This is a genomic window from Mesorhizobium sp. M7A.F.Ca.US.014.04.1.1 (assembly GCF_003998745.1).
Taxonomy (GTDB): domain Bacteria; phylum Pseudomonadota; class Alphaproteobacteria; order Rhizobiales; family Rhizobiaceae; genus Mesorhizobium; species Mesorhizobium ciceri.
In genome coordinates, this window is record NZ_RZRW01000018.1 from 1 (window position 1) to 24413 (window position 24413).

Here is a 24413-nt window from a genome sequence, read left to right on the forward strand (position 1 = left end):
GCGGCAACGACAACAACACCATCGGCTTCAACACATTTGCGGGTGCCAAGGGCAATGGCGGCGCGGTGACCATCCAGCAGGACGGCGAGATCGTCACCGATGGCGAGCGGGCGCACGGCATCGTGGCCCAGGCGGTGGGCGGCGGCGGCGGCCTGGCCGGCACGCTCTCCGCCGGCGCTGCCGGTTCCGGCGGTGGCATCGGCGATGCCGCGGCGGCGACGGCGACGGCCATGAGCCAGGTCTGGGTCAAGGGTGCGAGCTCGTATGCCATGTTCGGACAGAGCGCGACCGGCATCGGCGACGCGCACGCGGTTACGCTGACCGCGGGCGACAGCCTGTTCGCGCAGGGTGCTGGTTCCGTGGCCGCCTACGGCGAAAGCACAGCCAACGGCGCGAAAGGCAACATCACCATCAATCTCAACGGTCATTACACGATTGGCGGTGCCGGAACCGGCGTTGCCGCCATGCTCGTCGGCGGCGCCAACAACGCGCTGACCAACCACAGCCTGCTCTACGCAATGGGAGCGACGCCGACATTCGAGATCCAGGCAGCGGATATCCAGGCATTCCAGACCTTCCTGTTGGCGCCCGGTCCCGTCGTGCCGACCAATGCGATCCTGGAATCGCTGCTCGACGATTTCAGTCCGCTGGCCATTACCGGCACGTCGGGTGATGACCATGTCGACAATTCGCGGCTGGGCGACACGCTGGGACGCGTCATCGGCAACATCGATCTCGGCGGCGGCGACAACAGCTTCCACAATTTTGCCGATGCCTCGATGGTCGGACTGAAAACCATCGATCTCGGCGGCGGGCTGTTCACCAATGACGGGCTCTATACCAACCAGGGCATCGGCGTGGTGGCGAAGGTGGATGTCGGCGGCGGCTTCAAACAAAACCTCTCCGGCGATTTCGTCACCGATGTGGATCTCAACAACCAGATCACGGATGCCCTGGCACTAACGGCGGCCGGTGACTTCAACGGCGAAGCGCCGCTGAATTTCCTGTCGATCGATAAGCTGTTCACAGAATATGTGGTCGCCAATGGCTCGGGGATGACCGACTCCGGCATAGCAGCGAAGACCTTGCATCCGGCAGTGGGCTTCAACTTCCAGTTCCGGGTGGATGGCGGCACCGATCTCGTTCTTTACGCCGACAACCCGACATTCCTGGAACTGGCGCAGGATCCGGGGTCCGGCACCACCGATCCCGGCGTGTTCCAGATGGCGCAGTACCTTGACGATGTCGAGGCAGCATCGACCCCGGACAACCCGATGGCCAGGCTGATCAACATGCTGCGCTTCCTGCCCAATGAAGAGGAACTGGGTGCAGCATTGACCCGGCTCACACCGCATTATGCCGTGCATACGTTCAACATGATCAACCGCGAAGCCGACATGATGCTGGAAGCGGCGCGTGAGTGTACTGGCGTGCCTGCCTACAAGAATCCCGACGGCCGCTGCGTCTGGGCAACGATCAGCCCGCAGGCCGAGTACAGCCGCGACGCGGGCGCTGGCACTACAAGCCGCGACGACGTCCTGAAGACGATGTCGCTTGGCGGCATTGGCGAGATCGGCCAGAACTGGTCGCTTGGTGCCACGATCGGCCGCACAGAGTTCGATTCCAAGATCGGCTTCAATGGAGACCTGCTGTCGGAGACCACCGGTGAGGCCTGGCAGGCCTATGCGCTGGCCAAATATACCAACAAGAATTACTTCGTGGACTTTGCACTCGGTGGCGGCACGGGCTCGTTCAAGGGCGAACGCGACACCCATATCGACCCGGCATTCTACATTCCGGGCGAAACGTTGGCGGGTGATTATCTCGACGAGGTAATGCTGCCTGGCATCGGCAGCAGCGTCACCTACACACAGAAGACCGCGATGTTCGGCGGCTCGGCGCGGTTGGGTTTCACCCGGGAGATGGGCGCCTTCTATCTGCAGCCGACAGTGCAGTTCGACGCGCGCTGGCTGCGTGTCTCAGGCACGGAGGAGGGTTCGGTCGCCGCCTTCAACTTCGATGGCTCGGCCAACACCTACTATTCTGCAACCCCTGCAATCGAGATCGGCACCGACATCGCGCTCAGCGACATTGCCAGCCTTCGCGTCTACGGCAAGGCCGGGGCGGAGTTTTCCAACAAGGAGTGGGAAATCGAAGGTCGCTTCGCGGCGGCGGAGAATCTGCCTGGCAACCCCGCATTGCACTTGACGGAGGCCGTCGATTCGCCGCTCTATCGGGTCGGCGCCGGCCTTGAACTGAATGGCGTCAATGGCGTCGGCATGTCCGTCAGATATAATGGCGCCTTCGGCGAAACGGTTAAACAGAACGCGATCAGCGCGTCTCTCAAGGTCAGCTTCTAGCTGGCCCGAGGCGGAGCCGGGCGGGAGGGGTCTTGATGAGGAAGTTCGCGTATTTCGTGGCGATGCTGGGTGTTGCCTGCACCGTCGGTGTGCCGGCCGCGGCGGCGCAAACCAAGAGCGACAAGGCGGTCGCGGCACCGGCTGCCGCCGATGCGCCGCAGTTGCCCGGTGGCGCGTCGGCACTGTCCGAAACCCACGGCGACTGGACGGTCAATTGCCAGATATCAGGCGCGACCAAAACCTGCAGCCTGTCGCATCAGCAATTCAACAAGCAAAACAATCAGCGCCTGCTGGCGATCGAGCTGTCGAGCAAGACCGGCGAGGATGCCACGGGAACGCTTGCGCTGCCGTTCGGCCTGGCGCTGGCCAAGGGGGTGAGCCTGACCATCGACGATCAGAAGCTGGACGGCAGCCTGGCGTTCAACACCTGCCAGGTCGTCGGCTGTCTGGTGCCGGTGATGTTCGATGCGACTGTCACGCCGCTGCTGAAATCAGGCACCACGCTGAAGATCGACGCTTTCGCGGCAGACACCGGACAAGCGGTGAGCTTTTCCATTCCGCTCAACGGCTTCGCCGGCGCACTTGCCCGAACCGCGGAGCTTTTGACCAATTGATGTGAGCCGCAGGACTTAAAGCGCGCGCCGCCTGAACGCAGTCTCGCGGCAGGGCGGTGCGTCACTGCAGCAGAACATTTTTCAGTCAAACGACGATTGTTTTAAGCCGTTCGGCGATCAGGGCGGCAAGCCGAGCCGCCACTTCGTCCTTGCTCATCTCCGGCCATTCCTCGACACCGGCCTTTGACACGATCCGCACCCGGTTGCGATCGCCGCCCATCACGCCCGAAGAGCCGACGCCGCTTCCCTGCGACACGTCGTTGGCAACGATGAGATCGGCGCCTTTCTTCTTGAGCTTGGCCTCGGCGTTGCGCAGGAGATCCTGTGTCTCGGCGGCGAAGCCGATAACCAGGCCGGGTCGCTGGCTGTGATGGCCGACGCCGGCGAGAATGTCGGGATTCTCGACCATGCGCAGCACCGGCGGCCCTTCGCCCGCGACCTTCTTGATCTTCTCACCGGCCGAGTTCTCGGTGCGCCAGTCGGCCACGGCGGCGACGAACACCGCCGCATCTGCGGGCAAGAGCCGTTCCACCGCGTCGCGCATCTCCTGCGCACGCTCGACGTGAATGGTCTTCACTCCGGGGGGATCGGCGATGCCGACAGGGCCGGAGACGAGGCGCACATCGGCGCCGAGCCTGGCCAGTGCTGCCGCGATGGCATGGCCCTGCTTGCCGGACGAGCGGTTGGCGATGTAGCGCACCGGGTCGATCGGCTCATGGGTCGGGCCGGAGGTGACGATGATCTTGCGCGCCGACAGCGGCCTGGGGCCGACATCGAGCAGCGCCTCGACCGCAGCAACGATCTCCAGCGGCTCGGCCATGCGGCCTTCGCCCGCCTCATTGCTTTCGGCCATCTCGCCCCTGGCCGGACCGACGAAGGTGACGCCGTCCTTCTGCAGCGTCGCGCGGTTGCGGCGGGTGGCCGGATGCGCCCACATTCTGGGGTTCATGGCCGGCGCCATCAGCACCGGCTTGTCGGTGGCGACAAGCACGGTGGAGGCCAGATCGTTGGCGTGGCCGTTTGCGAGCTTCGCCATCAGGTCGGCGGTGGCGGGCGCCACCACCAGCAGATCGGCCTCGCGCGACAGCCTGATATGGCCGACATCGTGTTCGTCATTGCGGTCGAACAGCTCGGTGAAAACATGGTCGGCGGAGAGCGCGCCGACCGACAGCGTGGTGACGAATTCCTGCGCGGCCGATGTCATGACCACCCGAACCGCGGCCCCGCGCTCGCGCAGCCGGCGGATCAGATCCAGCGCTTTGTAGGCGGCGATGCCGCCGCCGATGATGAGCAGGATGCGCTTGCCGGAGAGGCTCATGCACCCTCCCAAGGATTGACTATGCTGATACCGCAATCGGAAAAGTCAGCAACGTTTCTAGTCACCACCGCAAAGCCCCGCGAGCGAGCAACCGAGGCGATCTGTGCGTCAAATTCGCGTATAGGACGTCCCAGAAATCGTCTGTTCGAAACAATCTCCGCGTATGCTTCGGCTTCGCGGTCACCGAACGCGAGCACTGGGGTCTTGAGCCATTTGGTGAAAAAGGCCCCGATGACACTACCCAGTGCAGCCTTACGCGTTCCGTCCGGCATGTTCGCAAGCCCAACGAGCAGCTCTGCCTTGGTCATCGCCGTGACATATGAGCGGGTCGCGAGCGAGCTATCCATCCAGGTAGCCACCCCTGCATCCGGCCGTGGTTTGAAGGTTTCCGAGATAACATTCGTATCCAGCACGAACATGGTTAGTCAAATTTCAGTGGCTCGCGCGTAGGGCCGCGCTCCGGCAACTCGACATCGAAACCGCCATGGGGCTCAACCAGCCTACGAATCGCGGCATAGAGTGACTCTCCCCGAGGGTCTTGGTCCACACCGTCCGAAAGAACACTCTTGGCAAGAACGCTACGCGCTTCCTCTTCCATTGAGACTCCCCTCACGGCAGCTCGCTCACGCAGTTTCTGCTTCACGTTGGTGTCGAGATTGCGGATGGTAAGTGTGCTCATGTTTTTGCTCCTTACCTCAACCTAGTCCATGAAAGCGTTGCTTTCAATGATAGCAATGCCGGCACTGCTGTCACCGAGAACTCAGATCATCTTCCAGGCGATATAGACCAGCGTCACGGCAATCACCCAGAGTGCCCAGCGGCCGGAACGGCTGTAGCGCGCCTCGGCCTTGCCGATGGCGTGGGCGGTGGTCTCGTCGAAGCGCAGGCCGTGCTCGGCCATCAGGTCGATCTCGCGCGACAGCCGGTCAGTGCGCGCCGCAAGCTCGGGCACCTGGCGGGCCAGCGTCAGCAGCGCCTTGGCGCCATCGCGCGCATCCATCATCATGCCACGCGGCCCAAGATTGCCTGATATCCAGTCGCCGACCACCGGCTCGGCAGTCTTCCACATGTTGAAGGCCGGGTCGAGCGTGCGCGCCACGCCCTCCACCACCACCATGGTCTTCTGCAGCAGGATCAGTTCGGGCCGCGTCGCCATGTCGAAGAGCTCGGTAACCTCGAACAGCAGCGTCAGAAGCTTGGCCATCGAGATGGTCTCGGCCGGCTGGCCATGGATCGGCTCGCCGATCGCCCGGATCGCCTGCGCGAAGGCCGCGACATTGTGCTGGCGCGGCACATAGCCGGCCTCGAAATGGACCTCAGCGACGCGCAGATAGTCGCGCGTGATGAAGCCGTAGAGGATTTCGGCGAGGAAGCGGCGCTCCTTCTTGCCGAGCCGGCCGGCAATGCCGAGATCGACGGCAACGATGGTGCCGTTCGCCTCGACGAACAAATTGCCCGGATGCATGTCGGCGTGGAAAAATCCGTCGCGCAGCGTGTGGCGCAGGAACGACTGGATCAGGTTTGTGGCGATGGTTTTCAGATCGTGGCCCGCCGCGACCAGTCCGGCAATGTCGTTCATCTTGACGCCGTCGACCCACTCCATGGTCAACACGTCGCGGCCGGTACGCTCCCAGTCGACGGACGGCACGCGAAAGCCGGGGTCGTGCCTGGTGCTTTCACCGAGCTCCGAGAGGGCCGCCGCCTCGAGGCGAAGATCCATCTCGATCTTGGTGGTCTGAGCCAGCGTCTGGGTGACCTCGACCGGCCGCAGCCGGCGGGACGAGGGGATGTATTTCTCCTGCAGGCGAGCGGCAAGGAAATAGCTTTCAAGATCCTGGAAGAAGCGGCGGCGCACGCCGGGCCGGATCACCTTGACCGCCACCTTGGTGGCAACGCCGTCATGCATGGCATCGGCGGCATGGACCTGGGCGATGGAGGCGGCGGCGACCGGATCGCCGAATTGAGCGTAGAGATCGCCGACTTTGCGCCCGAGCGAGGCTTCGATGGCCGCTATGGCTTCGGCCTTCGGAAAGGTGTGCATCTTGTCCTGCAACATGGCGAGATCGAGCGCCATGTCGTTGCCGACGACGTCGGGCCGCGTCGCCAGGAACTGGCCGAGCTTTACATAGGAGGGGCCGAGCCGGACGACCGCCTTGGCCAGCCGGTCGCTGCGCTCATAGGCCAGCGCGCGGCGGCGCGTGAACAGCCGTGCCATCCGCCAGCCGAACTTCGGCAGGCCGGACAGTTCCTCACCCGGCAGAGCGGCGACGACACCCTCGCGGACCAGCACCCAGCCGGCCCTTACGAGCCGGAATCCTGCACTGACATTGCTCATGGCAGCGCCAACCCTGCCGGCTCTTTGAACCGGCATAGCACGCGTCGATTGTGAGAAATGCGGTCCGGCCTCAAAGCTTCCAGCCCGAATGAAGTGCTGCAATACCGCCGGAATAGTTGCGGAAGGAAACGCGGTGGAAGCCGGCGCGGGAAATCATCGTCGCGAAATTCTGCTGGTTGGGAAACCTGGCGATCGATTCGACCAGATAGGAATAGGGCTCGCCGTCGCCGGTGACCATCTTGCCGATCTTTGGAATGGCGTTGAACGACCAGGCTTCATAGGCCTTGTCGAGCAGCGGCATCTCGACCTCGGAAAATTCCAGGCACAGGAAGCGCCCACCGGGCTTCAGCACGCGAAACGCTTCGCCCAAGGCCACCTCGATGCGCGGTACGTTGCGGATGCCGAAAGCGATGGTATAGGCATCGAATGTGGCATCAGGGAAGGGCAGTTCCTCGGCATTGGCCTCGACGAAATCGGTGTTGCCGGACAGGCCCTTCTTTTCGGCCCGGTCGCGGCCGACAGCCAGCATCGAGCCATTGATGTCGAGCACGGTGGCATGGGCATTGCCGTGGCTGGCATCGACGATGCGAAAGGCAATGTCGCCGGTGCCTCCGGCAACGTCGAGCACCTTCCAGCCCGCCCGTTTAGGCGGATTGAGCCAGGTGACCATGGCGTCCTTCCACAGCCGGTGCAGGCCGGCCGACATCAGATCGTTCATCAGGTCGTAGCGGTTGGCGACCTTGTGGAAAACATCGTTGACCAGGGACTGCTTGTCGCCAGCCCCTACACGCTTGAAACCATAGGAGGTTTCCATGCCGCCCGCGGCCGTGGTTCTCTCAACTGACATTTTTTTGATCCGTCATAAAACCGGCGGGACCATAGCCGATCGATGGTGCGGGCGCTATTGTTTAAGGCGCGGTGTTCAGCCGCGCTTCCAGGTGGCGGGTTTTCGAGACCTGGACGGACCGACGGGATGATTGAATGCCTTTGAAAGCGGAACTGCACTGCCACATCGAAGGGGCAGCGGCGCCCGAACTCGTCATCCGCCAGGCGCAGAAATACGGCAAGGACACCTCGCCCTATATCCAGAACGGTTCCTTCGTCTGGCACGATTTCACCTCCTTCCTGGCGGCTTATGATTTTTCCGCCGATCTGTTCCGGACCGAGGAGGACTATGCGCGGCTGGCCGACCACTATCTGACCAGCCTTGCCCGCGACGGCGCCATCTATTCCGAGGTGTTCACCTCGCCGGACCACGCTAAAAAAGCCGGCCTGTCGCCCAAGGCCTATACCGACGCGCTCGGCGAAGGCATGGCCCGCGCCAAGGCCAAGACCGGCATCGAGGGCCGCATGATCGTCACCGGCGTGCGCCATGTCGGCGTCGAGTCGATCGAGCAGGCGGCGCGCTTCGCGGCGCGCTGCGGGCATCCGCTGGTCACCGGTTTCGGCGTTGCCGGCGATGAGCGGATCGGTGATATGGAGGACTATGTCAGGGCTTTCGAGATCGCTCGCGAAGCCGGGCTCGGCATCACCATCCATGCCGGCGAACTGACGGGCTGGGAGACCGTCCAGGCGGCGCTGGATCACATCCGCCCGTCCCGCATCGGCCATGGCGTGCGCGCCATCGAGAACCCGGACCTCGTCCGGCGCATCGCCGACGAGGGTATCGTGCTGGAATGCTGCCCCGGTTCCAACATCGCGCTCAAGGTGTTCGACAGTTTCGCCGATCATCCGTTTCCGGCCCTGCAGGCGGCAGGCTGCAAGGTGACGCTCAATTCCGACGATCCGCCCTATTTCTGGACCTCGCTCAAGCGTGAATACGATATCGCTGCCGAGCATTTCTCGATGAACGACAAGGCGCTGACCGCCGTCACCAGAACGGCCATCGAGGCCGCTTTCGTCGATAGAAAGACAAAGACGGCACTTCTTGCCCGGTTGAACAGCGCGGCACGCTGATTTCCGCCGACAAAGCTGTGGTCGGTGCGGGCCAAGCGGTTCCTTGGCCGGCGCATTGCCGCTAGGGTTCGCCCAGGCAGCTTGAAGCGCGGCGCGTCCGAAAGGGCGATGCGCGCATTTTCGGGCGCAGGCATCAGGAGAACACCATGCAGGGCGTCACCGTCGTCGACCACCCGCTTGTCCAGCACAAGCTGACCATCATGCGCAAGAAGGAAACCTCGACGGCGGGCTTCCGCCGGCTGCTGCGCGAAATCTCGCTGCTGCTCGGCTACGAGGTCACCCGCAATCTCGAACTGACGACGACGACCATCGAAACGCCGATGGAAACGATGGAAGCGCCGACGCTCGAGGGCAAGAAACTGGTCTTTGCCTCGGTGCTGCGCGCCGGCAACGGCTTGCTGGAAGGCCTGCTCGACCTGGTGCCGGCGGCGCGCGTCGCCCATGTCGGTCTCTACCGCGATCACGAAACGCTGGAGGCGGTCGAATATTTCTTCAAGGCGCCGAGCGAACTCGCCGAGCGGGTGGTGATCGTCGTCGATCCGATGCTGGCCACCGCCAATTCGGCGATCGCGGCGATCGACAAGCTGAAAGAGCGCGGCGCCACCAACATCCGTTTCCTTTGCCTGCTGGCGGCGCCCGAAGGCATCGAGCGCTTCATCAAGGCGCATCCGGACGTTCCCGTCTTCACCGCTTCGATCGACCGCCAGCTCAACGAGAAGGGCTACATCATGCCCGGCCTCGGCGACGCCGGCGACCGCATGTACGGGACCAAGTAATATCAGACCAAGTCGCCTGGTACGATTTACCAAATATTTACGAAAAGGCGCGGTTTTGGCGCGCGTTAAAGCGGCAAACACCATCCGGGCTTAACGATCGGCTGTCACTACAGCGCCGCGCGTCCGTTTCGGACGCGCAAAGGACGCTGTAGCACTTTGATTTTGTGCATGAGCCTTTCCGAAAATCGTTCCCGATTTTCGGGGTCATGCGGCGAGGCCGATCCATGCTGCGCAAACTTCTGATCCTCGCCGTTTTCGCCGGTACATCGGCATCGATACCGATTGTGTATCAGTCGAATCCGCAACTCGTCGAAAACCTGCTGAGGTCGGCGGTGCCGGGCAAACAAGCGGTCGAAGCCCAGCCGAACGTCAATCTGGCATCGGTGCCCAACAAGCCCGCGGCACCGCTGCCGATGGGCCGCAAGGTCCTCGTCGCGGCAGACGAACGCGGGCATTTCTCGTCACCCTTCAAGCTCAACGGACGTCAGGTCGACGGCATGATCGACACCGGCGCTACATTGGTCGCCATCAACATTTCGACGGCACGCAGGATCGGCCTGTCGCTGAACGCTTCCGACTTCAACCGCGAGGTCAACACCGCCAACGGCACCATCAAGGCGGCTGTGGCCATGATCGACCGCCTGCAGATCGGCAGCATCACCGTCAATGACGTCCAGACCATCGTGCTCGACGACAGGGCGCTGCGCACCAATCTGATCGGCATGAGCTTCCTCAACCGGCTCGACAAATACCAGGTCGAGAACGGCACGCTGCTGCTCGTCCAGTAAGGCTATTCGTTTTCCCAAATTCCCAAGGGAAAGCGCTATGCGCTTTTTCCCAGGGAGAACCGTTTCACACTTTTCCTGGAATTGCTCTAGCCGCGCGGCAGAATCCGCCGGATGACCGACTTGTCGGCGGGCGGCTTCGAGGCACCGACCATATAGGCCGAAAGCACGGTTGCCGCGGCGGCCTCGGCATCGGCCGATGAGCGGGCATGGATCAGCGCCAGCGGCTCGCCGATCCCAACCTCCGCACCGACCGGCAATAGTCTGGTGATGCCGACCGCAGGGTCGATCTGGTCGTCCGGCCGCGTGCGTCCACCTCCCAGGCCGACCACTGCGAGCCCGATATCGCGGGTGGCGATGCCGGTGACGAAGCCATTTGCGGTCGCCTTGACGGCAAGTTCGATCGCCGCCGCAGGCAGATATTTTTCCGGTTTCTCGATGAAATCGGCGGGGCCGCCAAGCGCGGCCACCATGCGTGCGAAAGTGGCGGCGGCGCGGCCGCTGGCGAGCGTCTCGGTGGCGCGCCGCATGCCATCCTGGTTGGACGACACCAGCCCGGCCGACTGCAGCATTTCGGCGGCCAGCGCCAGCGTCACATCTTCGAGCCGACGGTCACGATACCGGCCGGTGAGGAAATCGACGGCGTTGCGCACCTCGACTGCGTTGCCGGCGGCCGACGCCAGCGGCTCGTTCATGCCGGTGATCAACGCCGAGGCCTTCAGTCCGGCGCCGTTGGCGATCTCAACCAGGCTGTTGGCGAGTGCGGTGGCGTCGCGCGATTTTTCCATGAAGGCGCCGTTGCCGACCTTGACGTCGAGCACCAGCGATTGCAGCCCGGCCGCCAGCTTCTTCGACAGGATCGAAGCGGTGATCAGCGGCACCGATTCGACCGTGCCGGAGACGTCGCGGATCGCATAGAGTCGTCGATCGGCGGGCGCGAGGTCGGCGGTCTGGCCGATGATGGCACAGCCTGTTTCGAGCACCGCCTTGCGAAACAGCGCGACATCGGGCTGGCTGATGTAGCCCGGGATGGCATCCATCTTGTCCAGCGTACCGCCGGTGTGGCCAAGGCCACGGCCCGAGATCATCGGCACATAGGCGCCGCAGGCGGCGACGATCGGCGCCAGCATCAGCGAGACATTGTCACCGACGCCGCCGGTCGAATGCTTGTCGGTGACCGGGCCAGGCAGGTCCGACCAGTCGAGCACATCGCCGGAATCGCGCATCGCCAGCGTCAGCGCCACGGCCTCGTCGCGGTTCATGCCGTTGAAGAACACCGCCATGGCGAAGGCGCCGGCCTGGCCGTCGGTAACGGCGCCTGACGTCACGCCCGCGACGAAGCCGGCGATCTCGTCCTCCGACAGCCTCAGGCCATCGCGCTTGCGGCGGATGATTTCCTGGGGAAGCATCAGATCTCCAGCAGTCCGTCGCGGAACACGCGCTGCAGGATCGTCGCCAGCCGCGCGCCGCCGACCGGCGCCATGTCCTTGGTCTCCTGGTGCGAAAGCTCGGCCCCGGTCATGCCGGCCGCCAGATTGGTGATGACCGAACAGGCGGCGACGCGCAGTCCGAGGAAGCGGGCGAGAATGACCTCCGGTACGGTCGACATGCCGACCGCATTGGCGCCCATGATGCGCGCCATGCGGATTTCGGCCGGCGTTTCGAAGCATGGGCCGGAGAACCACATATAGACGCCCTTGTGCAGGGTGGTGCCGGTCGCATTTGCCGCCCGCTCGATGGCCTGGCGGATGCCGGCATCATAGGCTTCGGTCAGGCCGACGAAACGCCGGTCGCTTGGTTCGCCGATCAGCGGGTTGGTGCCCGAGAAATTGATGTGGTCCGATATCAGCATCACCGAGCCCGGCGGCATGTCCGGATCGACCGAGCCGGCGGCATTGGTGAGGATCAGTTTCGTGATGCCGATGCCGGCAAGCACTTCCAGCACCGGCCGCATCGCCGCGGCGTTGCCGTGCTCATAGTAATGGGCACGGCCCGACAGCAGCAGCACCGGCACGCCGGCAAACAGCCCTGCCACCACTTCGCCGGCGTGCCCGGTGACACCGCTTCTGGGAAAGCCGGGCAGGTCGGCATAGGAGATGCGGATCGGGTCCTCGATCTGGTCGACCAGACCGCCGAGGCCCGAGCCGAGCACCAGTGCCGTGGCCGGCGCCAGGCCGTCCAGCCTTTCGACGAGATGATCCAGGGCTTTTTCCGTCATCGTTGCCAGCTGTTCATTTGAGCCTGTTGCTCATTTCAAAATATCGCCGCGGAAGCCGTAAGGCAGCATGTCGCCCATGGTCACGGTTTCGGCCACACCCGCATTGTCGCAGAGATAGAGCTTTGTTTCCGGCCGGCAGAATTCGGCAAGCCGCTGGCGGCAGCCGCCGCAAGGCGAGCATTTGGCCATGCGTTCGGCAAGCACGGCGATTTCCACGATCTTGCCGCCGCCGCCCATAATATAGTGGCCGAGCGCCGTGGTCTCGGCGCACCAGCCTTCCGGATAGGAGGCGACTTCGATGTTGGCGCCGGTAAAGACGCGACCGTCCTCGGTGCGCAAGGCAGCGCCGACCGGAAACTTAGAATAGGGCGCGTAGGCCTTGGCCATGGCGGCCTTGGCGGCCTCGAACAGATCATGCGACATTCAGCGTTCTCTCCGATGATCGTGTTCAAAACCCGGCGCAAAGCCGACCCGTCGCTCAACGTTCCTTGACATAAGGCACGCCGCCGGCGCGTGGCGGGATTGCCTTGCCGATGAAGCCGGCGAGCAGGATGACGGTGAGGATGTAGGGCAACGCCTGCATGAACTGCGCCGGCACCTTGCCGATGATGGGCAGCGGGGATCCTTGCAGGCGGATCGACGCAGCGTCCAGGAAGCCAAACAGCAGGCAGGCGAACATGGCGTTGACCGGCTTCCACTTGGCGAAGATCAAGGCTGCCAGCGCGATATAGCCCTTGCCGGCAGTCATGTCCTTCACGAAGCCGCCATTTTGCACCATCGACAGGTAGGCGCCGGCAATGCCGGTGAGGATGCCGGTGCAGATCAGCGCCCGGTAGCGCAGCCAGGCGACCGAGATGCCGGCGGTGTCGACGGCGGCCGGGTTCTCGCCGACGGCGCGAAGGCGCAGGCCGAAGCGGGTGCGAAACAGCACCCACCAGGTGAACGGCACCATCAGGAAGGCAAGATAGACCAGGATCGAGTGGCCCGACAGGAGTTCGGCATAGATCGGTCCGATGATCGGCACGTCGCGGATGGCCTCGGCGCCCGGCAAGGTGATGGCCTCGAAGCGCTCGCCCGGTTGCAGCGCCGGCGTGCGCCCGCCCTGCTGGAACCAGGCCTGGCCGAGGATGATGGTTGAGCCGGCGGCGATGAAATTGATCGCCACGCCGGAGACGATCTGGTTGCCGCGATGAGTGATCGAGGCAAAGCCGTGGATCATGGCGAAGGCGACCGAGATCACGACCGCCATGCCGAGGCCGAGAAAGGCCGAATGGAACACGGAAGCTGCGGCCGCACCGGCGAAGGCGCCGACAAGCATCTTGCCTTCGAGGCCGATGTCGAAGATGCCGGCGCGTTCCGAATAGAGCCCGGCGAGGCAAGCAAGCAGCAGCGGCACCGAGAGGCGGATGGTGGAGTCCAGTGTCTGGATGATCGCGTTGAACACATCCATCTCAGGCACCTTTCCCCTTGACCGCTTCCATGCCGACCGATCGCGGACTGAACGAGGCAAACAGCGCCTGGATGTAGCGCCGGAACATGTGCTCGAGGGCACCGGCAAACAGGATCACCAGGCCTTGAATGATGACGATCATGTCGCGGCTGATTGCCGGCATCTCGAAGGCGAGTTCGGCGCCGCCCTGGTAGAGCATGCCGAACAGGACCGCCGCCAATACGATGCCGACAGGGTGCAGGCGGCCCATCAGCGCCACGGCGATGCCGACGAAGCCGGCGCCGGAAACGAAGTCGATGGCGACATTGTGCTGATCGCCCATCACCGGATTGAGCGCCATCATGCCGGCCAGTGCGCCCGAGATCATCATGGCGGTGATGATGATGCGGGTTTCGGAAATGCCGGCATAGCGTGCCGCCTTCGGGCTGTGACCGTAGGTGCGCATCTCGTAGCCGAGCTTGGTGCGCCAGATCAGCAGCCAGACCAGGAAGGCCATGACCAGCGCCAGCAGGAAGGTGACGTTGAGCGGCGCCGAACGGATCTTGGCGCCGAACAGCTCGATGATCCAGTTGAGTTTGGGCAATTCCGCGCCGGCGAGGAAGTTGCGCGTCTGCGGCGCTTGCGAGGCGGCTGGCTTCAACGGGCCGACCAGCAGGTAAACCATGATCGAGGCGGCGATGAAGTTGAACATGATGGTGGTGATGACGATGTGCGAGCCACGCTTGGCCTGCAGATAGGCCGGGATAAGCGCCCACAATGCGCCCACCGCCGCCGCAGCAATGATCGCCAGCGGGAAGGTCAGCCACCATGGCAGTGTACTGTCGAAGCTCAGGCAGACGATGGCGATGCCAAGGCCGGCGATGTAGGCCTGCCCCTCGGTGCCGATGTTGAACAGGCCGCAATGCGCGGCAACCGCGACCGAAAGCCCGGTGAAGATGAAGGTGGTGGCATAAAACAGGGTGAAGGCAATGCCTGTGCCTTTGCCGAAGGCGCCTTCGACCAGGATGACGGCGGCGCGCAACGGATTCTCGCCGACCAGAAGCACGACGAAGCCGGCGACGACGAAGGCGACGAACAGATTGATCAGCGGGATCAGGCCATAGTCGGCCCAGGCCGGCAGTTTGGCGTAAGGCGTGCTCATTGCGCGGCCTCCTGGTGCTCGATGCCGGCCATCAGCAGGCCGAGCTCGCCCTCGGTCGCTTCCGGACCGCGCTCGCCGACGATGCGGCCGGCAAACATCACCAGGATACGGTCGGACAGCGAACGGATCTCGTCCAGCTCGACCGACACCACCAGCACCGCCTTGCCCTGGTCGCGCATGGCGATCAGGCGCTTGTGGATGAACTCGATGGCGCCGACATCGACGCCGCGTGTCGGCTGGCCGACGATCAGCACGCCCGGGTCCTGTTCCATCTCCCGTGCCAGCACGATCTTCTGCTGGTTGCCGCCGGAGAAATTGGCGGTCTTCAGCCGGCAGTCGGCCGGGCGGATGTCGTATTTGGCGATCTTGTCCCTGGCATCGTTGCGGATGGCATCGATGTTGAGGAACGGCCCCTTCAAATAGCGGGGATCATCGTGATAGCCGAGGATCGAATTCTCGTTCTCCTCGAAGGCCAGCACCAGCCCGACGTGATGGCGGTCCTCCGGCACATGCGCCAGGCCACGGTCGCGCAACTCTCCGGGGTCGGCGGCACCGGTCAGGTCGATCGGCTTGCCATCCAGCATGACCGAGCCGGAAACGGCACGCCTGATGCCGGAAATCGCCTCGAGCAGTTCGGATTGTCCGTTGCCGGCGACACCGGCGATGCCGACGATCTCGCCGGCCCTGATATCGAAGGAGATGTCGTCGACCATGGTGACGCCGCGCGTATCCCTGACCGTCAGGTTCTTGACTGCGAGCTTGACGGCGCCGGCCTCTGCCTCGCCCTTCTCGACCCGCAAGAGCACGCGCCGGCCGACCATCAGCTCGGCCAGTTCCTCGACAGTCGTTTTCCTGGTCTCGCGCGTCGCCACCATCGTGCCCTGGCGCATGACCGACACCGTGTCGGTGATGGCCATGATCTCGCGCAGTTTGTGGGTGATCAGCACCACCGTCTTGCCCTGGTCCTTCAACTGCCGAAGGATGCGGAACAGATGGTCGGCCTCGGCCGGCGTCAAAACGCCCGTCGGTTCGTCGAGGATCAGGATCTCGGCGCCGCGATAGAGCGCCTTCAGGATCTCGACACGCTGCTGCAGGCCGACCGGCAGTTCCTCGATGATTGCATCGGGATCGACTTCCAGCCCGTATTCACGCTCCAGCCGCTCCAGTTCGGAGCGCGCCTTGGCGATGCTCTTCTTCAAGAGCGCATCGCTTTCGGCGCCGAGGATGACGTTCTCCAGCACTGTGAAATTGTCGACCAGCATGAAGTGCTGATGCACCATGCCGATGCCGAGCGCGATGGCGTCATTGGGGGTCTTGATCGAAGCCGGCTGGCCGCCAACGCGGATCTCGCCGCTGTCGGCCTGGTAGAAGCCGTAGAGGATCGACATCAGCGTCGACTTGCCAGCGCCGTTCTCGCCGACAATGCCGTGGATCGTGCCGCGACCGATCTCAAGATTGATGTCCCGGTTGGCGCGCACCGCACCAAAACTCTTGTTGATGCCGATCAACTCGATTGCGGCTTGCGCCATGCAGCCTGTCCCACTCTTATTTTTTTATCGCTTGGTCAAAACGCCTAGCATGACGCTCCGCCCGTGCCAATTGGCGGAGCAGGTTCACTCTCGACAAATCCCGGTGCGCTTGTCAATTTGCAACGTGGCCGGGGCCTTCACATTCGCTAGTATGGCGGAGCCGAAATTCGCATTGCGGCGCAAGACATCGCGGCGCAAGACATCGCGGTGAAGACTGGGGAATTCACATGACCATACCCGCCGACCGGCTGACGACGCTGGAAATCCGCGCCGCCGAGCAGGAGAAGACCATCGAGGAACTGTCCGGCCAGATCGCCGAGCAGTGGAAAGTGATCGAGCGCATGCAGCGCAAGCTCGACGCGCTGACGGATCGCTTCCTGGCGCTGGAGGAGCAGACGGGAGATGAAGTGCCTGTAACCAAGCCGCCGCACTGGTGAGGAAAAAGGGAAGGGCGCATGCCATGGCCAGTGAAAGCGATCGCATTGCACGGGCCAGCGACTATGTGCGTGGCCTGATGAACGATGCGGAGCGCGAACGGGCCGAACGTGATCTGGAGATCGACCCGGCCTTCCGCGACGAGGTCGTGCGACTTGCCGAGCGCATGCACGTCTTCGACCGTGCCGAACCGGGGGATGGCGAAGAGCGCTGGAAGCAGATCACGCAGCGCATTGGCGACCTGCCGCAGATGCGTAGTTCTGGCCTGAGCGACGCCAGGCCGCCAACCGTGATCCGAAGCCTGTCGCAGCGGCCATACGGCGTCGGCGTGCACGCGCTGGGCGGCCGGCGTGGATTTGTGGTTGCCGCCGGACTGATGGTGGCGTTCGCGCTCGGTTGTCTCGCCGCGAAGCTGCTATAGGCGAGGCCGGCGAGACATCAGAGCCATCGTCTCGCCGTCCGAACGGCATATCTCAACGGTGTTCCAGCCGAGGGCCGCGTAGAAACCACGCGCATCCCATGTGTAGAGATAGAGCATCTCGACGCCCCGTGACGCCGCATGGGCTTCCGTTGCCTTGACCAGCGCGGTGGCGATGCCTCGGCGTCGATACCTTGCATCGACAACCAACCCGGCCAGCCATGGCGTCAGATCATGCGCGGGCTCCAGTTCGTGGCGCACCAGCAGGCATGTCCCGACCGGGGTGTCGCCGATCCGGGCCACGAATGCCGCCTCGAAACCGTCACCGGCGATCAAGTCGCGAAGCCCTGCCGCATCTTCCCCGAGAGTCCTTCCGGTTCCCTCGAAAAAGGCAGACAGGCGCAGTTGCGCGACCGCTGCTACGTCGTGCTCGCCCATGGGTCCGATCGTCGGCTGCATCTGTATCTCGAAACGGTGTCCGGCACGGAGCGAAGGTTTCGCTCGATCCGGTAAAGGCAAAACCGCCGGGCTGGCGCCCGGCGGTTTGCAGATCATGGCTGTGTGTTCGTGCCGCTCAATAGGGGCAGGCGTTGTCAGTCGTATAGTCGTGTACTTCGACCTTGCCGGCAATGATGTCGGCCTTGGCTTTTTCGACGGCCGCCTTCATCTCGTCCGTCACCAGCGCCTTGTTGTTGTCGTCCATGGCGTAGTCGACGCCGCCTTCCTTGAGGCCGAGATTCTCGACGCCGCCCTTGAAGGTGCCGTTCTTGCCGTCCATGAAGGCGGTGTAGACGGCGACGTCGACGCGCTTCAGCATCGAGGTCAGCACCTTGCCGGGCTGCAGGCCGTTCTGGTTGGAATCGACGCCGATGCCAAGCTTGCCGGCATCTGCCGCCGCCTGCAGCACGCCAACGCCGGTACCGCCTGCCGCGGCGTAGACCACGTCGGAGCCCTGGTCGATCTGCGTCTTGGCGATCTCGCCGCCCTTGGCCGGATCGTTCCAGGCAGCCGGCGTGTCACCCGTCATGTTCTGGATGACATCGGTCGCGCCGGCCGATTTGGCACCGCCGACATAGCCGCATTCGAACTTGCGGATCAGCGGGATGTCCATGCCGCCGACGAAGGAGACCTTCTTCGACTTCGAGGCCATCGCCGCCATGATGCCGACGAGATAGGAGCCTTCGTTTTCCTTGAATACCAGCGAGCGGACATTGGGCATGTCGACGGCGTCGTCGATGATGGCGAAGTTGAGATCGGGATATTCGGCCGCGACCTTCTTCAGCGCATCCTCCCAGGCGAAGCCGGCCATGACGATCGGGTTGTGGCCGTCCTCGGCGAAGCGGCGCAGCGCCTGCTCACGCTGCGAGGCGTTGGAGACCTCGAATTCGACGTAGGCCGTGCCGGTTTCCGTCTTGAATTTCTCGGCGCCGTGATAGGCAGCCTCGTTGAAGGATTTATCGAATTTGCCGCCGAGATCATAGAGGATGGCCGGCTGGACATCCGCGGCGAAAGCCGGAAGAACCATTGCGGTTGCGGCCAGGAGGCCGAGAACGATACGTTTCATGTGATCCACACCCTGTCGGTTATTTTTTCCGTTACGCACCGCATGCCGGCCCGGTTCTCCGGCAGGCATGCGACGTCAGCCAGGAGTGTATTCCCTCCCGCTCGGCGGCAATCTGGCATGGCCCGAAACAAAATTCACGCGGAATTTTGACCTTTTGGAAAAGCTTGGTGCGGGCAAGCCGCACCGCAGCTTGTGTCAGGCGGAGGCGGCGGCAGGGATGGCGCAAGCGACACCGGTGCCTTTGAGGTTGCACGTGCCGTAAGGATTCTTCGCCAGATATTGCTGGTGATCGGCTTCGGCGAAGTAGAATTCGGCCGCCGGGGCGATCTCGGTGGTGATCCTGCCGTGGCCGGCACCGCGCAGCGAGGTCTCATACGCATCGCGCGAGGCGCTCGCCGCCAACAGTTGCGCCTCGTCGCTCGTGTAGATCGCGGAGCGATAGGCGGTGCCGACATCATTGCCCTGGCGCATGCCCTGCGTGGGATCGTGGCTTTCCCAGAACAGCTTCAGAAGCCCAGCATAGGAGACGATCCCGGGGTCATGGACCACCAGCACCGCTTCGGCATGACCGGTTAGCCCGGTGCAGGTCTCCTGATAGGTCGGATTGGGCGTGAAGCCGCCGGCATAGCCGGCCGCGGTGACCCAGACGCCTTCGACCTGCCAGAACAGCCGCTCCGCAGCCCAGAAGCAGCCGAGCCCGAACATGGCCGTCTCCAGCCCCTCGGGATAAGGACCCTTGAGCGGTCTTTTCAAGACCTTGTGCCTGGATGCGGTCGGGATCGCCCTGGCGCGGCCCGGCAGGGCCTCGGAGGGCTTCGGCAGATTGAGCTTCTTGTTCAGCATGTCGCTGAGAAAGAACATGCGCGGGTTTCCCTCTCTTCGCGGAAAGCGGATCAGTTTGCGACGAACTGTCCGGCGCGACGTTGCCGCCTGTAGCCTATCGCATAGAGCAGGAAAGCCAGCACCGCGAACACGGCGAAGCCCGGCTGGTTCAGCACCCAGGCGATGGCGCCATCCCATAGCAGCGGGCTGGTCTTGGTTCGGATGAAGGTCTCGAAGGCGGCCCGCGTGTCGGGCGAGACCGCGAGCCAACTGCTGTTGAGCGGGGTCAGCACCAGCACGGAGGCCGCCACTGTGCGTGTCGCGTCGAGCACCGCCATGATGACGGAAATCGACAGCGCGATCATTGCGGCAAGACGAAAGACGAAGCGAAACATCAGAACCCTCCTCCGGGCTGGTCCTCTCCCGAGGGGCTTTTCAGAGATAGAATGCGCATGGCTGGATCGCAATCGCCATACGCGAATTTGCAGACTCCAAACTCAGGTCAACGGAGGGCCGGACGACAGTCAGTCGGGTCGCTTTTCATTGACATGTGAGGGCAGCTATGCTAATAGTTTGGGTATGGCGTTGACTTGCGCCGACGACCCGCCGCACAGGCGGGTTTTTGCGTTTGGTGCTCGCAAACCGACGCGCCGGCGAAGTCTCCCAAGACCGTGTGAACCCGGATTTGTTGCCCGCGCGAATTATGCGGCCGGCTTCCTTTTGTGCCGGTGGACACGCCAGACAGCAAAAACGCCGCCGCCGATGGCGCCGATCACCAGACCGGCCAGGCCGGTGAACACGGCGAAATAGCCGCAGGCGCCCTCGAAACAGCTCATCTCGGTGGCATCGGCGATCACCGAGCCGATGGCGAATCCGCCCACGGCGCCGATGACCGCGCCCAGGACGATGCCGAGCAGCGCGGCGATGACCGAGACGAAGGCCGATGGGCTCTCGGTTTTCGGATTGACATAAACGGCATCGGCTTCGGATCCATGGCGCAGCAGATAGATGCAGAGCGCGCCGATGGCGATTTCGGCGCCGGTGATGACAAGCGCCTGGCCCGAGAAGACGAATCCCGGCACCGTAGGGGCATAGGCATGGATGACCAGCAGCCCGACGATTATGGCAATCTGCCAGATCGTGAACTGGCGCGGGAAGCGGGCCGAGCGGCCGAAGGCGAGGCCGAGCAGGTAAAGCCCCCATAGGATGGTGACGATGTCGACGACGAGCCCGCCATAGATAAGGTAAAGCACGCTGTCTGGCAGGCCGGTGGCGCCGACCGCGGGCCAGACGGAGATCAGGCCGTAGACTGACCACGCCATGACGAAGACAAGCCAGCCCACCGGCACGAAGGACAGCCCGCTGTCCGGCCGCCTGACTGGCGTCTGTCCATTGCTCGATGTCATGTCCGCACAATGCCCCCGCAAAGCCTCGGCACCCGACAGGCAACTCCGGGGGAAGTCAAGGGCGGCCGTCCCTGCGGTCCTGCCTGTGCACACCATTGCAGCGGCGGCGCCCGCAAAAACGGGCATGCCGGCGGCCTCGTGAAAGACTGTGTGGCCGGCAAAGCGAATAGACTGCCGTTATGGCTTGGCATTCGCCGTCGGATCGACTAGATGAGCCCCGCGCCTGTTGCTTCGACGGCTCAGGTGCAGGGGAAGGCGTTTGCTGGTTGGCGACGCCGATGGCGAAAGTTTCGTCTTGCCCCAAGGGAGGTGCATCTCCCCAACCCGCGCGGCAAAACCGGCCGACGCGACATGCATGGACGGAGAGGTGGCCGAGTGGTTGAAGGCGCACGCCTGGAAAGTGTGTTTACGGGAGACCGTAACGCGGGTTCGAATCCCGCTCTCTCCGCCATCCTGCTTCGCTCTACGAGCTTCGCAGGACAAGCCCGAGCCTTTGCGCGAAGCAGGGCGGTAAACATCCCGCCGCGCTCTGCCCTTGAAACCTGCCAATCACAGGAGATGGCATGCCGAACGATGTAATCGTGCGCGACAGCAATGGCGCTCAATTGAATGACGGCGATTCCGTCACGCTGATCAAGGACCTCAAAGTCAAAGGCACTTCGGAAACGATCAAGCGCGGCACGTTGGTGAAGGCTATCCGCCTGAACGGCAATCCCGGCGAGATCGAATGCAACACCAAGCAAGTGAAAGGCCTGGTGCTCAAGACCGAGTTCGTGAAGAAGGCGTGAGCCTCAGGGCGGCAAGCGATCTCGATGGCTCCTTCGGGATTTTGGAGAGCCTGCCGTCACCAAGTTGAAGCGGAGCCGTTGAGCGTCCGGCACATGATCGTTGCGCTGCGAAATTGATAATTTCGCCGACCAGGCACAATCAAAAACCGCCAAGACCCAAGTCTGGAACCTCCGGCCTCGTTGCGCGTTTCAGGGCGTCCCGTTCGCGGACCCGCCGGATATCTCTCCAAGCGCGCAAAAAAACCAGGAGCCCGCTTCATGCACGACAAGCTGTTTCATTCCCCGGTCGCACTCTCGGTCGGCCTTGGCTTCAAGCGCGAGATTGCGTCGCTGGCCGAAATGCACGACTTCCTTACCAATTGGACGACCTCCCGCCGCGGCCCCCTCTACCGCAACGCGGTGGAAGCATGTGAACTCGCCATCCCAGGCTATGTGACCATCGAGCAGGCCCGCCACGCGCTCGTCCAGTTTGCGCAAGCTTCTTGTATCCTGTGGCCGGACCTCGAGCCGGTGGCGGGCGTGCACGCCGTTGCGCGTGGCTATGGCGGCTACGCCGCCTGAAGATCGATACCCTCCGTGGCGGCTAAAGCCACACCACCATAGAAGGCCCGGCTGGCCCCAGCCGGGCTTTCCCGTTTCCGGCAGCTCGCAAGCAAATCGCAATCCTGTGGCTGGCCGCCTGCCTTGCGCGACAATCCCTGCGTGGAGTGTTGGGAAGAGCCCGCGCAAAAATCTTTATGAAATTCCTATTTCTTTCCACTGCGCTCCGTCTCGAACCTTTATGGCGATCGGGTCCATATTCCCTTCAGAAAACACATTCGGTTTCGTCGCCAAAGATGCGACGGGACACTTTCGATATATTGCGAACTCTCCTGTCAAGTTCGCAAAGTACAAAAGAACAAAAGGAATAAAAACAATGGATATGGCCGTTATCGGAATCGGAATTTTGTTCTTTGCCCTTTGTTTCGCCTACATAAAAGCTTGCGACGCTCTCTAGAGCGAGGCTGAAAAAATGATCGTCGACTATATTCTCGGTGGCGGCGTTACGCTGTTCCTGCTCGCCTACCTGACCTACGCCCTCGTTCGTCCAGAACGCTTCTGAAGGCACGGAAAGCCACAGCCATGACACTGAACGGTTGGATACAGATCCTGGTCTATTGCGGGATCGTCATATTGCTGGTGAAGCCGCTCGGCGGCTACATGCACCGCGTCTTCGACGGCGACCGGACGCTGCTCTCGCCCGTCTTCGGCCCGCTCGAGCGCGGGCTGTACCGTGTTTGCGGAACCAGCGAACGGGAGGAACAGCACTGGACCACCTATGCGGTCGCCCTGCTGCTCTTCAACCTTGCCGGCTTCCTGGTGCTCTACGCCCTGCAGCGCCTGCAGGGCAGCCTGCCCTACAACCCGGCCGGCATGACAGCGGTTGAACCAGGGCTCGCCTTCAACACCGCCGCCAGCTTCATGACCAACACCAACTGGCAGAACTATGGTGGCGAGAGCACGATGTCCTATCTCGTGCAGATGGCTGGGCTGACGGTGCAGAACTTCGTTTCGGCGGCCACGGGCATTGCCATAGCCATCGCGCTGATCCGCGGCTTTGCCCGGGCTTCGGGCAAGTCGATCGGCAATTTCTGGGTCGATATGACCCGCTCCACACTCTATTTGCTGCTGCCGTTCTGCGTCGTGCTGACGCTGGCCTATGTCTGGCTCGGCATGCCGCAGACGCTGGGCGCCTATGTCAACGCCACGACGCTCGAAGGCGCGCAGCAGACCATCGCCGTCGGCCCGGTCGCTTCGCAGGTGGCCATCAAGATGCTCGGCACCAATGGCGGCGGCTTCTTCAACGCCAATGCCGCGCACCCGTTCGAGAACCCCGACGCGATCTCCAACCTGATCCAGATGGTGTCGATCTTCGCCATCGGCGCCGCCTTGACCAATGTCTTCGGCCGCATGATCGGCAACCAGCGCCAGGGCTGGGCGATCCTCTCGGCCATGGGCGTCATGTTCATCGCCGGTGTCGCCATCTGCTACTGGGCGGAAGCCGCCGGCAACCCGCTGGTGCATGCGCTGGGCATCGACGGCGGCAACATGGAGGGCAAGGAGACACGTTTCGGCATCGCCTTGTCGGCGCTGTTTGCCGTCATCACCACGGCCGCTTCCTGCGGCGCTGTCAACGCCATGCACGGCTCGTTCACGGCGCTCGGCGGCATGATCCCGATCATCAACATGCAGCTTGGCGAAGTCATCGTCGGCGGTGTCGGCGCGGGCCTCTACGGCATCCTGATGTACATCGTCGTCGCCGTCTTCGTCGCCGGCCTGATGGTCGGTCGCACGCCCGAATATCTCGGCAAGAAGATCGAGGCCAAGGAGGTCAAGATGGCGATGCTGGCCATATTGTGCCTGCCGCTGGCGATGCTGATCTTCACGGCCATCGCCGTCGTGCTGCCGACCGGCGTGGCGTCGATGGGCAATGCCGGCCCGCACGGCTTCTCCGAGGT

General features: G+C 63.2%; 27 protein-coding genes and 1 tRNA gene. 12 read left to right on the top strand and 16 right to left on the bottom strand.

The window, feature by feature from the left end; translation table 11 throughout:
* Together EOA22_RS02390 and EOA22_RS02395 are read left to right on the top strand one after the other, a co-directional pair.
* Positions 1-2360 (top strand): autotransporter outer membrane beta-barrel domain-containing protein (locus tag EOA22_RS02390; RefSeq protein WP_164755194.1); only part of this gene is annotated, 2360 nt, incomplete at its 5' end.
* Between the two features lie 35 nt (positions 2361-2395).
* Positions 2396-2974: an invasion associated locus B family protein gene (locus EOA22_RS02395; protein ID WP_063168994.1), complete on the top strand. Its 579-nt coding sequence runs from the start codon at positions 2396-2398 to the stop codon at positions 2972-2974.
* 85 nt (positions 2975-3059) lie between these two features.
* On the opposite strand, the gene coaBC is transcribed toward EOA22_RS02395, so the two are convergent.
* The 5 genes from coaBC to ubiE form a co-directional block, all read right to left on the bottom strand.
* Complete coding sequence (gene coaBC, locus EOA22_RS02400) at positions 3060-4292, bottom strand: bifunctional phosphopantothenoylcysteine decarboxylase/phosphopantothenate--cysteine ligase CoaBC (RefSeq protein WP_063168993.1); 1233 nt, start codon at positions 4290-4292, stop codon at positions 3060-3062.
* Positions 4289-4711, bottom strand: coding sequence for a type II toxin-antitoxin system VapC family toxin (locus EOA22_RS02405; RefSeq protein WP_024502801.1), 423 nt, complete (start codon positions 4709-4711; stop codon positions 4289-4291). The genes coaBC and EOA22_RS02405 overlap by 4 nt, the downstream gene beginning before the upstream one ends.
* Before the next feature lie 2 nt (positions 4712-4713).
* Entirely contained in the window at positions 4714-4971 is a 258-nt protein-coding gene (locus EOA22_RS02410) for a plasmid stability protein (RefSeq protein WP_013529622.1), read from the bottom strand.
* An 81-nt stretch (positions 4972-5052) separates the two neighbouring features.
* On the bottom strand, positions 5053-6627 hold the full coding sequence (ubiB, locus tag EOA22_RS02415) for a 2-polyprenylphenol 6-hydroxylase (protein ID WP_063168992.1): 1575 nt from the start codon (positions 6625-6627) through the stop codon (positions 5053-5055).
* Between the two features lie 70 nt (positions 6628-6697).
* Entirely contained in the window at positions 6698-7474 is a 777-nt protein-coding gene (ubiE, locus tag EOA22_RS02420) for a bifunctional demethylmenaquinone methyltransferase/2-methoxy-6-polyprenyl-1,4-benzoquinol methylase UbiE (protein WP_063168991.1), read from the bottom strand.
* Positions 7475-7608: 134 nt separating this feature from the next.
* Here ubiE and EOA22_RS02425 point away from each other — a divergent pair, with 134 nt between their 5' ends.
* From EOA22_RS02425 to EOA22_RS02440, 3 genes are all read left to right on the top strand, one after another.
* The gene (locus EOA22_RS02425) at positions 7609-8583 is read left to right on the top strand and encodes an adenosine deaminase (RefSeq protein ID WP_063168990.1); all 975 of its coding nucleotides are present in this window, start codon (positions 7609-7611) and stop codon (positions 8581-8583) included.
* Positions 8584-8729: 146 nt separating this feature from the next.
* Positions 8730-9359 carry a uracil phosphoribosyltransferase gene (upp, locus tag EOA22_RS02430; RefSeq protein WP_127389825.1) on the top strand — a complete coding sequence of 210 codons (630 nt, stop codon included), beginning with the start codon at positions 8730-8732 and terminating at the stop codon, positions 9357-9359.
* A 224-nt stretch (positions 9360-9583) separates the two neighbouring features.
* Entirely contained in the window at positions 9584-10147 is a 564-nt protein-coding gene (locus EOA22_RS02440) for a TIGR02281 family clan AA aspartic protease (RefSeq protein ID WP_024502797.1), read from the top strand.
* Between the two features lie 86 nt (positions 10148-10233).
* Here the strand turns inward: EOA22_RS02440 and deoA are convergent, their stop codons facing one another.
* Genes deoA through EOA22_RS02470 form a run of 6 tightly spaced genes read right to left on the bottom strand, consistent with a single transcriptional unit; the run spans position 10234 to position 16482 of the window.
* Positions 10234-11553: a thymidine phosphorylase gene (gene deoA / locus EOA22_RS02445; protein WP_063168989.1), complete on the bottom strand. Its 1320-nt coding sequence runs from the start codon at positions 11551-11553 to the stop codon at positions 10234-10236.
* The gene (locus EOA22_RS02450; RefSeq protein ID WP_127389826.1) at positions 11553-12362 is read right to left on the bottom strand and encodes a purine-nucleoside phosphorylase; all 810 of its coding nucleotides are present in this window, start codon (positions 12360-12362) and stop codon (positions 11553-11555) included. Before EOA22_RS02450 ends, deoA begins: the two co-directional genes overlap by 1 nt.
* Before the next feature lie 30 nt (positions 12363-12392).
* Positions 12393-12785 (bottom strand): cytidine deaminase, encoded by a 393-nt coding sequence (gene cdd / locus EOA22_RS02455; protein WP_013529630.1) that lies wholly within the window; start codon positions 12783-12785, stop codon positions 12393-12395.
* A 55-nt stretch (positions 12786-12840) separates the two neighbouring features.
* Positions 12841-13812 carry an ABC transporter permease gene (locus EOA22_RS02460; protein WP_013529631.1) on the bottom strand — a complete coding sequence of 324 codons (972 nt, stop codon included), beginning with the start codon at positions 13810-13812 and terminating at the stop codon, positions 12841-12843.
* Between the two features lies 1 nt (position 13813).
* Positions 13814-14953 carry an ABC transporter permease gene (locus EOA22_RS02465; protein ID WP_063168988.1) on the bottom strand — a complete coding sequence of 380 codons (1140 nt, stop codon included), beginning with the start codon at positions 14951-14953 and terminating at the stop codon, positions 13814-13816.
* On the bottom strand, positions 14950-16482 hold the full coding sequence (locus EOA22_RS02470) for an ABC transporter ATP-binding protein (protein WP_024502792.1): 1533 nt from the start codon (positions 16480-16482) through the stop codon (positions 14950-14952). The genes EOA22_RS02465 and EOA22_RS02470 overlap by 4 nt, the downstream gene beginning before the upstream one ends.
* A gap of 227 nt (positions 16483-16709) precedes the next feature.
* Here EOA22_RS02470 and EOA22_RS02475 point away from each other — a divergent pair, with 227 nt between their 5' ends.
* Positions 16710-16919, top strand: a complete 210-nt coding sequence (locus tag EOA22_RS02475; RefSeq protein ID WP_013529634.1) for a SlyX family protein — start codon at positions 16710-16712, stop codon at positions 16917-16919.
* Between the two features lie 23 nt (positions 16920-16942).
* Entirely contained in the window at positions 16943-17338 is a 396-nt protein-coding gene (locus EOA22_RS02480) for a hypothetical protein (RefSeq protein WP_063168987.1), read from the top strand.
* Here EOA22_RS02480 and EOA22_RS02485 read toward each other — a convergent pair.
* From EOA22_RS02485 to EOA22_RS02505, 5 genes are all read right to left on the bottom strand, one after another.
* Positions 17333-17794, bottom strand: coding sequence for a GNAT family N-acetyltransferase (locus tag EOA22_RS02485; protein WP_063168986.1), 462 nt, complete (start codon positions 17792-17794; stop codon positions 17333-17335). The two genes, EOA22_RS02480 and EOA22_RS02485, sit on opposite strands and share 6 nt — an antisense overlap.
* Positions 17795-17909: 115 nt before the next feature.
* Positions 17910-18899, bottom strand: coding sequence for a BMP family ABC transporter substrate-binding protein (locus tag EOA22_RS02490; protein WP_024502791.1), 990 nt, complete (start codon positions 18897-18899; stop codon positions 17910-17912).
* A 195-nt stretch (positions 18900-19094) separates the two neighbouring features.
* Complete coding sequence (gene msrA / locus EOA22_RS02495) at positions 19095-19760, bottom strand: peptide-methionine (S)-S-oxide reductase MsrA (protein ID WP_063168985.1); 666 nt, start codon at positions 19758-19760, stop codon at positions 19095-19097.
* 32 nt (positions 19761-19792) lie between these two features.
* On the bottom strand, positions 19793-20116 hold the full coding sequence (locus EOA22_RS02500; protein ID WP_024502789.1) for a hypothetical protein: 324 nt from the start codon (positions 20114-20116) through the stop codon (positions 19793-19795).
* Between the two features lie 306 nt (positions 20117-20422).
* Positions 20423-21127 carry a hypothetical protein gene (locus tag EOA22_RS02505; RefSeq protein WP_164919868.1) on the bottom strand — a complete coding sequence of 235 codons (705 nt, stop codon included), beginning with the start codon at positions 21125-21127 and terminating at the stop codon, positions 20423-20425.
* A gap of 361 nt (positions 21128-21488) precedes the next feature.
* Between EOA22_RS02505 and EOA22_RS02510 the strand changes: the two genes are divergently transcribed.
* The 5 genes from EOA22_RS02510 to kdpA all read left to right on the top strand — a co-directional run.
* Positions 21489-21578: transfer RNA gene (locus EOA22_RS02510), tRNA-Ser, on the top strand.
* Positions 21579-21690: 112 nt separating this feature from the next.
* A complete protein-coding gene (locus tag EOA22_RS02515; protein ID WP_013529641.1) occupies positions 21691-21915 on the top strand; it encodes an alkylphosphonate utilization protein in 225 nt (74 codons plus the stop codon).
* A gap of 258 nt (positions 21916-22173) precedes the next feature.
* Positions 22174-22476: a DUF982 domain-containing protein gene (locus EOA22_RS02520; RefSeq protein ID WP_013529642.1), complete on the top strand. Its 303-nt coding sequence runs from the start codon at positions 22174-22176 to the stop codon at positions 22474-22476.
* A gap of 451 nt (positions 22477-22927) precedes the next feature.
* Positions 22928-23017, top strand: a complete 90-nt coding sequence (locus tag EOA22_RS02530) for a K(+)-transporting ATPase subunit F (RefSeq protein WP_032808122.1) — start codon at positions 22928-22930, stop codon at positions 23015-23017.
* Positions 23018-23037: 20 nt separating this feature from the next.
* Positions 23038-24413 (top strand): potassium-transporting ATPase subunit KdpA (kdpA, locus tag EOA22_RS02535; RefSeq protein ID WP_127389827.1); only part of this gene is annotated, 1376 nt, incomplete at its 3' end.

Excerpts from the sequence above, each read along its gene's own strand:
- EOA22_RS02395 (WP_063168994.1), top strand. The coding sequence starts at position 2,396 with ATGAGGAAGTTCGCGTATTTCGTGGCGATGCTGGGTGTTGCCTGCACC.
- coaBC (WP_063168993.1), bottom strand. The coding sequence starts at position 4,292 with ATGAGCCTCTCCGGCAAGCGCATCCTGCTCATCATCGGCGGCGGCATC.
- EOA22_RS02405 (WP_024502801.1), bottom strand. The coding sequence starts at position 4,711 with ATGTTCGTGCTGGATACGAATGTTATCTCGGAAACCTTCAAACCACGG.
- EOA22_RS02410 (WP_013529622.1), bottom strand. The coding sequence starts at position 4,971 with ATGAGCACACTTACCATCCGCAATCTCGACACCAACGTGAAGCAGAAA.
- ubiB (WP_063168992.1), bottom strand. The coding sequence starts at position 6,627 with ATGAGCAATGTCAGTGCAGGATTCCGGCTCGTAAGGGCCGGCTGGGTG.
- ubiE (WP_063168991.1), bottom strand. The coding sequence starts at position 7,474 with ATGTCAGTTGAGAGAACCACGGCCGCGGGCGGCATGGAAACCTCCTAT.
- EOA22_RS02425 (WP_063168990.1), top strand. The coding sequence starts at position 7,609 with ATGCCTTTGAAAGCGGAACTGCACTGCCACATCGAAGGGGCAGCGGCG.
- upp (WP_127389825.1), top strand. The coding sequence starts at position 8,730 with ATGCAGGGCGTCACCGTCGTCGACCACCCGCTTGTCCAGCACAAGCTG.
- EOA22_RS02440 (WP_024502797.1), top strand. The coding sequence starts at position 9,584 with ATGCTGCGCAAACTTCTGATCCTCGCCGTTTTCGCCGGTACATCGGCA.
- deoA (WP_063168989.1), bottom strand. The coding sequence starts at position 11,553 with ATGCTTCCCCAGGAAATCATCCGCCGCAAGCGCGATGGCCTGAGGCTG.
- EOA22_RS02450 (WP_127389826.1), bottom strand. The coding sequence starts at position 12,362 with ATGACGGAAAAAGCCCTGGATCATCTCGTCGAAAGGCTGGACGGCCTG.
- cdd (WP_013529630.1), bottom strand. The coding sequence starts at position 12,785 with ATGTCGCATGATCTGTTCGAGGCCGCCAAGGCCGCCATGGCCAAGGCC.
- EOA22_RS02460 (WP_013529631.1), bottom strand. The coding sequence starts at position 13,812 with ATGGATGTGTTCAACGCGATCATCCAGACACTGGACTCCACCATCCGC.
- EOA22_RS02465 (WP_063168988.1), bottom strand. The coding sequence starts at position 14,953 with ATGAGCACGCCTTACGCCAAACTGCCGGCCTGGGCCGACTATGGCCTG.
- EOA22_RS02470 (WP_024502792.1), bottom strand. The coding sequence starts at position 16,482 with ATGGCGCAAGCCGCAATCGAGTTGATCGGCATCAACAAGAGTTTTGGT.
- EOA22_RS02475 (WP_013529634.1), top strand. The coding sequence starts at position 16,710 with ATGACCATACCCGCCGACCGGCTGACGACGCTGGAAATCCGCGCCGCC.
- EOA22_RS02480 (WP_063168987.1), top strand. The coding sequence starts at position 16,943 with ATGGCCAGTGAAAGCGATCGCATTGCACGGGCCAGCGACTATGTGCGT.
- EOA22_RS02485 (WP_063168986.1), bottom strand. The coding sequence starts at position 17,794 with ATGCAGCCGACGATCGGACCCATGGGCGAGCACGACGTAGCAGCGGTC.
- EOA22_RS02490 (WP_024502791.1), bottom strand. The coding sequence starts at position 18,899 with ATGAAACGTATCGTTCTCGGCCTCCTGGCCGCAACCGCAATGGTTCTT.
- msrA (WP_063168985.1), bottom strand. The coding sequence starts at position 19,760 with ATGTTCTTTCTCAGCGACATGCTGAACAAGAAGCTCAATCTGCCGAAG.
- EOA22_RS02500 (WP_024502789.1), bottom strand. The coding sequence starts at position 20,116 with ATGTTTCGCTTCGTCTTTCGTCTTGCCGCAATGATCGCGCTGTCGATT.
- EOA22_RS02505 (WP_164919868.1), bottom strand. The coding sequence starts at position 21,127 with ATGACATCGAGCAATGGACAGACGCCAGTCAGGCGGCCGGACAGCGGG.
- EOA22_RS02515 (WP_013529641.1), top strand. The coding sequence starts at position 21,691 with ATGCCGAACGATGTAATCGTGCGCGACAGCAATGGCGCTCAATTGAAT.
- EOA22_RS02520 (WP_013529642.1), top strand. The coding sequence starts at position 22,174 with ATGCACGACAAGCTGTTTCATTCCCCGGTCGCACTCTCGGTCGGCCTT.
- EOA22_RS02530 (WP_032808122.1), top strand. The coding sequence starts at position 22,928 with ATGATCGTCGACTATATTCTCGGTGGCGGCGTTACGCTGTTCCTGCTC.